Genomic DNA, 1,560 nt, shown 5'->3' with positions numbered 1-1,560 from the left:
GTCATGCGGAGAGGTCGCCGTGATACCTAGGTGTTTAGTCCCACGTTGTGCTGGAACGGATTGACATTAAATCGATCCGACTCTTTCGTCCAGATTTTGCAGATGTATTCATAGGGGGTCAGACCTTTGAGAGTTTTGAGGCGTTTGGCGAAGTTGCAGGCCATTAGGAACGTGTGCAGATGGTGTTTAAGGTGGTCGTGTGATTGATAGTAATACCGCTTCACGGTAGCGTCCTTGATGGTGCGGTTCATGCGTTCGACCTGGCCATTCGTCCACGGATGATTGACCTTGGTTAGACGGTGTTCGATGCCAAGGGCGTGGCAAAGACGATCAAAGGGGATGTTCCAGTAAGTTTCCGTGCCTTCGCGCTTGGCAAACTGAATGCCGTTATCGGTCAGAACGGTGTGGACCTTGTAGGGCACGGCTTTGGTCAGCTTATCGAGGAAGTCCTTGGCGATCATGCGTGTCGCGCGAGGATGAAGCTCGGCATAAGCGAACTTCGAGGTGCGATCGACGGCCACGAACATATACAGTTTGCCGTCTTCCGTTTGCACTTCGGCGATGTCGATATGGAAGTAGCCAATCGGGTACGTGGCGAACTTCTGTTTCTTTACTTTGTCGCCCTCAACTTCTGGCAACCGGCTGATGTCATGCCTTTGCAGACAGCGATGCAGGGATGAGCGCGTCAGATGCGGAATGCTTGGCTGCAAGGCATACAGGCAATCATCCAACGGCAGCAGCGTGTATTTACGGAAAGCGACAATGGCGGCTTCTTCTTCCTGCGTCAAAACCGTCGAGCGCACGTCCTTCGGCCCCATCGGGGCATCGTTGGCGAAGGCGCGCTTCTTCCACTTGGCAACCGTCTTCGGGTTGATCCCGTACTGTTCAGCCAGCGCGTTCAGGCTCTTTTGGCTATGCTGTATCGCTCGACGCACTGCCTCTGTCGTGCGGGCGCATCCGTGTAAAACTTGTCCCATAATCCCTCCCGTTGTAGCCGGCTATACCGTACACCAGCACAACGTGGGACTAAACAACCTAGGGCTGGTGTGGCAAATGTATCTTATCCCGCATTCCACGGATGACCTGTTATTTTGCTGAGCGAATTCGACGATTCAGGCATAATTATCAAGCATATTGCGGTCTATTGATCGAGCGGCCATGGCGAACCCGGCGGGGGAATCGAGTGGTGAGGTTCTTCGACTAGATTTCGGCCGTCGACTGATGCTACGATCATATGAGTGCCCGCCGCTGAAACCGGGTCTTCGACTGCATTTTGCGGTTTTTCTTCACTACTAGGAGGAACGAGCCTTGCACAGGATACTTTGCGGAGCGGGCGTGATCGGCGCCTTGGCCACCATTATGGTCGCCTTTGATGCCAACGCATTTTCAATATCACCGATTCCTAACCAGAGGTCCTATGTGACGCTGGTCGCGGGAGGATGTGGCCTGGGATTTCACCGGGGTCCCTATGGAGGCTGCCGGCCCAACGTAGCGGGATACCCCGCGGTCGGGTACGGCGGCGGCGTGTACCGCGGCGGCGTCTATCGCGGTGGCGTGTAC

The 1,560-nt window shown here is 55.0% G+C and carries 2 protein-coding genes; one reads left to right on the top strand and one right to left on the bottom strand.

Translation table 11 applies throughout. From position 1 onward, the window contains the following. Positions 1 to 26: 26 nt before the first annotated feature. Positions 27 to 977: an IS481 family transposase gene (locus tag ACREXZ_RS30775; RefSeq protein ID WP_431767902.1), complete on the bottom strand. Its 951-nt coding sequence runs from the start codon at positions 975 to 977 to the stop codon at positions 27 to 29. A gap of 358 nt (positions 978 to 1,335) precedes the next feature. On the opposite strand from ACREXZ_RS30775, the gene ACREXZ_RS30770 reads away from it, so the two are divergent. After that, on the top strand, positions 1,336 to 1,560 hold a 225-nt coding region (locus tag ACREXZ_RS30770; RefSeq protein ID WP_431767901.1), incomplete at its 3' end, for a GCG_CRPN prefix-to-repeats domain-containing protein.

The sequence above is a fragment of the Paraburkholderia sp. genome (assembly GCF_050742655.1).
In the GTDB taxonomy this organism is placed as follows: Bacteria; Pseudomonadota; Gammaproteobacteria; order Burkholderiales; family Burkholderiaceae; genus Paraburkholderia.
Note: the sequence above shows the minus strand (reverse complement) of the source record. Positions and strands in the feature narration are given on the sequence as shown.

Excerpts from the sequence above, each read along its gene's own strand:
- ACREXZ_RS30775 (WP_431767902.1), bottom strand. The coding sequence starts at position 977 with ATGGGACAAGTTTTACACGGATGCGCCCGCACGACAGAGGCAGTGCGT.